The sequence below is a fragment of the Sodalis sp. (in: enterobacteria) genome (assembly GCF_047607725.1).
Taxonomy (GTDB): domain Bacteria; phylum Pseudomonadota; class Gammaproteobacteria; order Enterobacterales; family Enterobacteriaceae; genus JBLKSS01.
This window is the reverse complement of the sequence record NZ_JBLKSS010000201.1, coordinates 1-6202: the sequence shown is the minus strand read 5'-3', so window position 1 is coordinate 6202 and position 6202 is coordinate 1. Positions and strand designations below refer to the sequence as shown.

The 6202-nt window shown below is 55.6% G+C and carries 4 protein-coding genes and 4 pseudogenes; 5 read left to right on the top strand and 3 right to left on the bottom strand.

Annotation, left to right across the window (positions count from 1 at the left end; all coding sequences use genetic code 11):
• Positions 1–108: transposase domain-containing protein (locus ACMX3H_RS16125; RefSeq protein WP_415209556.1), on the top strand; the 108-nt coding region annotated here is incomplete at its 5' end.
• 32 nt (positions 109–140) lie between these two features.
• Positions 141–647: pseudogene (fusA, locus tag ACMX3H_RS16120) on the top strand (elongation factor G); the annotation flags it as partial.
• Between the two features lie 256 nt (positions 648–903).
• Here the strand turns inward: fusA and ACMX3H_RS16115 are convergent.
• Positions 904–1622: pseudogene (locus ACMX3H_RS16115) on the bottom strand (DUF2076 domain-containing protein).
• A 240-nt stretch (positions 1623–1862) separates the two neighbouring features.
• Between ACMX3H_RS16115 and ACMX3H_RS16110 the strand changes: the two are divergent.
• From ACMX3H_RS16110 to ACMX3H_RS16100, 3 genes and pseudogenes are all read left to right on the top strand, one after another.
• On the top strand, positions 1863–2516 hold the full coding sequence (locus ACMX3H_RS16110) for an epoxyqueuosine reductase QueH (protein ID WP_415211549.1): 654 nt from the start codon (positions 1863–1865) through the stop codon (positions 2514–2516).
• 622 nt (positions 2517–3138) lie between these two features.
• Positions 3139–4304 (top strand): annotated as a pseudogene (locus ACMX3H_RS16105) (MFS transporter); the annotation flags it as partial.
• A gap of 161 nt (positions 4305–4465) precedes the next feature.
• A pseudogene (locus tag ACMX3H_RS16100) lies at positions 4466–4675 on the top strand (IS21 family transposase); the annotation flags it as partial.
• A 238-nt stretch (positions 4676–4913) separates the two neighbouring features.
• Here ACMX3H_RS16100 and ACMX3H_RS16095 read toward each other — a convergent pair.
• Entirely contained in the window at positions 4914–5420 is a 507-nt protein-coding gene (locus tag ACMX3H_RS16095) for a hypothetical protein (protein WP_415211548.1), read from the bottom strand.
• A gap of 120 nt (positions 5421–5540) precedes the next feature.
• On the bottom strand, positions 5541–6041 hold the full coding sequence (locus ACMX3H_RS16090) for a hypothetical protein (protein WP_415211547.1): 501 nt from the start codon (positions 6039–6041) through the stop codon (positions 5541–5543).
• Between the last annotated feature and the right edge of the window lie 161 nt (positions 6042–6202).

Sequence of the window (6202 nt, the reverse complement as noted above, 5' to 3'; positions counted from 1 at the left end):
GTGGAGCCGGAAGCGTATCTGCGCCATGTGCTGGCGATTATCGCGGATCATCCCATCAACAAAATCAAAGAGCTCCTGCCGTGGAACCTCACCATCCCTGCTGAATAACTGTCAATACGGCGCTGGGCGTACGCTTACCCTTTATCGATGATATTAAGGGCGGCGTGGTACCACGGGAGTATATCCCGGCCGTGGATAAAGGTATCCAAGAAACCCTGGTAACCGGCGTACTCGGCGGTTACCAGGTGGTGGATGTCAAAGTGACGCTGGTATTCGGTTCCTACCATGAGGTGGACTCCAACGAAAACGCGTTCCGCATGGCGGCATCGATGGCCTTCAAGAAGGGTATGCGCCGAGCATCCCCCGTGCTGCTGGAGCCGATGATGGCGGTGGAGGTCGAGACGCCGGAGGAATTTATGGGCAACGTGATGGGGGATCTTTCCTCACGGCGCGGTATGGGGCAGGGGATGGAAGATATCGCCGGCAGTAAACTTATCCGCGCCGAGGTGCCGCGGGCCGAGATGTTCGGCTATTCCACCGTATTGCGTTCGATGTCCCAAGGGCACTCGACTTATACGATGGAGTTTAAGCACTATGCTGCGGCGCCGCGGCAGCTTGCCGATGAGGTAATTAAGGCGCAACAGCGCTGGGGGCCGCGCCGCGGTTGCTACCGGGCCCGTGAAGGGCTCGGTAGCGCCTGGGTTAGCTTACGACAGTTAGGACGCGGACGTTTACCGTCTGCGGTATGCGCGGTGCGCCTTTCCTGCAAAGAGGCCAGCTCGCCGGGCCGTGACGATAATCGACACGGCCCGGCACCCTCGCATTGAGACCGCCTGTCCGTCAATTCCGGCAATCAGCCCGTCCGTTGACCTCGGCAATCAGTCTATCCGTTAATCCCGACAATCAGATAAAGTCATCATCGTCATTGCTAAAATCGTCAGCACCGAAATCGTTATAATCTGTATTGCTTCCGTCATCCGTTTGATCAAAAAAATGACTGTCGGAGACATTATTGAACGTATCGAGATTATCAGCGTTAAGATATTGATTTAACAAGGTATCGTTAGCGCCGGAAAGCGATGCGGCGGGATCATCGATGATGTTGACAATCTCTTGCGGCGCGGAATGATGGAACATATTGGTGAGCATATTTCCCAGCACCACCCCGCCCGCGACGCCCGCGGCCGTTTGTAGCGCGCCGGACAGAAAACCCCCGCCGCGCGGAGCATTATACGGCTGCGCATAACCGCTGTAGCCTGTCGGCTGCTGCTGCTGCGGGGAAAGGGAGCCCCAAGCGGACGCCCCTGACTGCTGAGGCGGTTGACTGCCCCATGTCGGCGCCCCCTGTGGCTGGCGGCCCGCGCCAAACAGTCCGCTGAGAAAGCCGCCGCCTTCAATTGCGCCACTTCATTTTACAGTTGCTGCACTTGCTGACCCAGCCGGTTCAGCACGGCTTCCTGAATCAAGATGGATTGTGCCATATAATAAGGGGCCGCAGGCTGTTGCTGAACAAAACCCTGAATCTGCCGGTCCGCCTCGACATCGCGAGAGCCTGCGCTTTGCTCCGCCTGCTTCAGACGTTGAAACAGACCTTCGATAAGACGTTGCTCTTCAGATTGCATAAGTCAGGTTCCCATTGATGATGTGCCAAAGTGACCGTCACGGCCTATCGTTAAATTTAGCCCTATCCCGCCGAGGCGGAAAGGCGCCCAGCGTAAAGGTTTATGGGAAATTGTTACCAGTTGGCACCTGCGGCGGACGCTAACCCCCCGACCGACGCGAGTGGGGGCAAACTGTCGTCTTTTTTGTGCTACCATTGCCGCCAGTGACCGCCAATTTTGCCGCCAGAGAGAGTGTTTATTATGGCCGAATTCAGCCGCACCGCCTTAACGTTGCCCAACGTCGCCGACAAACTGCTGCTTCATTCATGCTGCGCCCCGTGCTCGGGAGAGGTCATGGAGGCGATCACCGCTTCGGGCATTGATTACACGATTTTCTTCTATAACCCCAATATTCACCCGCAGCGGGAATATCTGATCCGCAAGGAAGAGAATATTCGTTTCGCGCAGAAGCATAAGATGCCGTTTGTCGATGCCGATTACGACAGCGACAACTGGTTTGCCCGCACCAAAGGCATGGAACAGGAACCGGAGCGGGGCATCCGCTGCACCATGTGTTTCGATATGCGTTTTGAACGTACCGCGCTCTTCGCCGCTGAAAATGGTTTCAGCGTGATTTCCAGCTCGCTCGGTATTTCCCGCTGGAAAAATATGCAGCAGATTAACGAGTGCGGCAGGCGTGCCGCGGGCCATTATAACGGTATTACTTATTGGGAATATAATTGGCGCAAGCAGGGCGGCTCCGCGCGAATGATTGATATCAGTAAGCGTGAGCGTTTCTATCAACAGGAATATTGCGGTTGCATTTATTCTTTGCGCGATACCAATAAACACCGTCGTTCGCAGGGCAGGGACATTATCCGTATCGGCACTAAATATTATGGCGATGAGGAATAATCCTGGTTATTGCACCGCTATCCATTGTTGACCGGCATACTCTTTCCCTCTACTCGCCGGCGGGCCAGTGGTCATGTCAGACTCGCGGTGTTGTCCGCGTTACACCGCCGGCCCTCGGGGACTTCAGCATTGCGCCGATGCGCGCATTTTTTCCTGGCAGCGCGCCGCTCACTCAAGATCGTTGGTTCGCGCGGTTTGGCGTGGTCCACCTAAAGAGCAGGCCGCCTGGCGGCAAATGTCACCGGTAAAAAAGCGCATTCCCGATAGTCGGCTTGAGCGTCCGGCTCCCATGCCGGGATCCGCGTCAATCCTATTATCGGGCGCACTGCGGTAACGCGCAACGCGCTATTATAAACAGAATGTTAAGATTGTTATTTGCATGAGCAATATTGACAACAGATGATAATAGCTGTTAATTTTCCCTATACTGAGACGACTTTAATGATGACACCCTTCCCACCGCTGCCGGTTAATGTCATTCATACTCACTTTAATGCATTTCATTCCCTTTTCCTGACAACTCATTCCCGTTTTGCCCCCGTTGGCGCCAAATGATCTTATAGGCCTGCATTAACCCTTAGGGGAATTAATTCAATTTTGAATTGTTTATGCGAGGCAAAGCATGATAACGCAACCATCCCGATTCATTCGTTGGTTTACCCTGGCAGGCACCATATTACCCAATTTGCCCTGGGGTCGGTGTATAGCTGGAGTTTGTTTAATGGTCCGCAGGCGCAGAAGTTGGGTCAGCCCATTAGCCAGGTTGCTTTCGCTTTTGGCTTGCTGAGCCTGGCGATGGCGGTGGCGTCGACCACCGCAGGTAAATTTCAGGAGCGCTTTGGCGTACGCAACGTCACGATCGGCGCCGGCGTGTTGCTGGGCATCGGTCTTTGCCTGACCGGGTGGTCAAATTCCATTATCATGCTTTGGCTGTGCGCCGGAATTTTGGTCGGGCTGGCGGACGGTATCGGGTATCTGTTGACGCTGTCCAACTGTGTTAAATGGTTTCCCGAACGCAAAGGCCTGATTTTTGCCTGCGCTATCGGCGCCTATGGGTTGGGCAGTCTGGGCTTCAAATACATAAACAGCCAGCTGCTGGACCGCTATAGCCTGCCATTAACGTTTGCATTATGGGGCAGTATCGCACTGATAATGGTCGTGGCCGGCGCGGTAATGATGAAAGACGCGCCGCGCCAGGAAGTCCGGCAGCGTGCCGGGGCCCGGGATTACACGTTGGCCGAATCCATGCGCATGCCGCAATATTGGTTACTGGCGCTGATGTTTGTTACCGCCTGCATGAGCGGGTTATATGTTATCGGCGTCGCCAAAGATATCGGCGAAAATATGGTCCATTTATCGACGACGGTGGCGGCCAATGCGGTCACCATTATTGCCGTCGCCAATCTTAGCGGGCGCCTAGTGCTGGGCGTCCTGTCCGATAAAATGTCCCGTATCCGGGTCGTCTCACTGGCTCAGGTCATCGCCATGGCGGGGATGGCCATGCTGTTGTTTGTTCATCTTAACGAGACACTGTTCTTTATCTCGCTGGCCTGCGTGGCGTTCAGTTTTGGTGGGACTATCACGATGTACCCGTTGCTGGTCAGCGATTTCTTTGGACTGAATAATTTAACCAAGAATTACGGCATTATTTATCTGGGTTTCAGCGTGGGCAGCATTATCGGCTCCCTTGTCGCGTCGCTGTTCGGCGGATTTATGGTGACTTTCCAATTGATAGCGGCCCTGCTGGTTATCGCGTTGATGATTTCGCTGACCCTTCGCCAGCCGGGGTGCTGGTTCCGGTCACGCCCGATCAGCGATTCCGATTCTGTCCGATCGCTCATCTTCTGTTCCGCCATACTCTGGAGACTTTTAGCTTCCGGGGGTATGGCATGGAACGTAAAAAGAAGAACGCGATAACATAAATATTAATATATATCAATGCATTACGCATGAAATTTGAGCAGCGTCGCTCGAATCGCACCATCGCAGCAGCGCTCGGCATCGGCTGTACCACAGTGCACGATATCCTCGGCCGATTCACGGTAGCTAACCTGGTCTGGCTATTGCCGGCGGAACTGTCCCCCGTCGACCTCGAGCGCCTGCTCTATCCTGGCAAATCCGGCAAGGCTATCAAGACCTTACCCAGCTGGCTTGATATCGGCCGAGGATATCGTGCACTGTGGTACAGCCGATGCCGAGCGCTGCTGCGATGGTGCGATTCGAGCGACGCTGCTCAAATTTCATGCGTAATACATTGATATATATGCATATTTTTGTTCTCGCGTTCTTCTTTTTACGTGCCATGCCATACCCCCGGAAGCTAAAAGTCTCCAGAGTATGGCGGAACAGAAGATGAGCGATCGGACAGAATCGGAATCGCTGATCGTGCGACCGGAATCAGTGATCGGACGTGACCGGAACCAGCACCAGCCGACGTTGAACCTTTTCTAATAAAATATGCAGGGGAATGCCCTGTCCGCTGTCCATCTCGAAAGCAATGTCACGCAGCAGCGGATCAAAAAAATGCTCGTAAAACGCTTTCGTCATCGCCCGCGTCAGGACATCGTTCATCGCTATCCAATGTTCATTGCCGATAAAGTTATCATAATGAATGTGCGAATAATGCAGCATCAGGGGGGGCATCGCCTCTGTCGCGGCGAGCACCGGCGGGTGCGCGGTGCTGCTGGTCGGCGTTACTGTGCCGTGCGTTTTGCCGGCCGTGTCGGTAGCGCCGGTGTGACGTGGGTCAGGCGCCGCCGCCGCCGTGGTGATGGCCGTCTCCCGCGTGGCCCTGTCCCCGTTGTCTGCCGGTACCGCCCAGTCTGACAGGGATAGCGGCACCTGAGCGTTCCCCGCTGCCGTGGACAACGCCGCTGGCGCCACCGTCTTCGCTCCCGTCTCCACCTTCATTGCCGCTGGCGACAGCGCCTGTGCTTGCCGCTTGCGCCTCTGATCCCGCCGTCTCCGCTATGGCGCTGAGGGTCGGACGGCAGAGCGTCTCGGCGGATGATTTGCCGGCGGCGGTCAAGCAGGTGCGCCATGCCAGGCGGCCGCGACATACTCGTGTAACAAGCGTAATAAATAGCCGCAGGAAATATAGCCCACCGCCTTTGCCATGGCGATGCCGCAGGCTTGCCTGTCCCGTGATAAGAGGCAAGTGGAAATGGCGGCCGAGCTCGCCACCGCAGGCTGGATTTCCAGGCGTACGTACTCTTTGGCTCCCCCCGACGTGGCGTAGTGAGGGTTCCAGGCAGCGGGCTGAGGGTGGTTTGAGGCACAAAGGTCACCGCTGGCAAGGAAATCCGAGTCGCGGATGATGCGCTCGTCGGTATCAAGCCCAAGGGACACATCGGTGAGATGGAGGGGGAACAAGCCGGGGTGTTGAGCTAAAACGCGGTTATCTCTGTGGGTGGCGTGCCGGCGGTCACGCGGAATTTTCGGGTGGTGGTGAGCGCGGAACGAAACATTCGCGGCACCGTCCGGCTCGGCGCCGGGTGGGTGGTGACTGTCCGTGTTAGATTGCACGGCAGGCGCGACGACGGGCTGGTGGTAAGCGTACGCCCAGCGCCGTCTGTTAATTCCCCATCAAGTTATTGAAGATGATGTCCATTATTTTTTTAATGGGCGCAATTCATGAAACAAACCCCACCAAAACCCTCAAGACGTCGTCCCAATTTCCCGCTGGA

What these genes read in the sequence shown, in the direction of transcription:
- ACMX3H_RS16110 (WP_415211549.1), top strand. Translation starts at nt 1,863, where the DNA reads ATGGCCGAATTCAGCCGCACCGCCTTAACGTTGCCCAACGTCGCCGAC.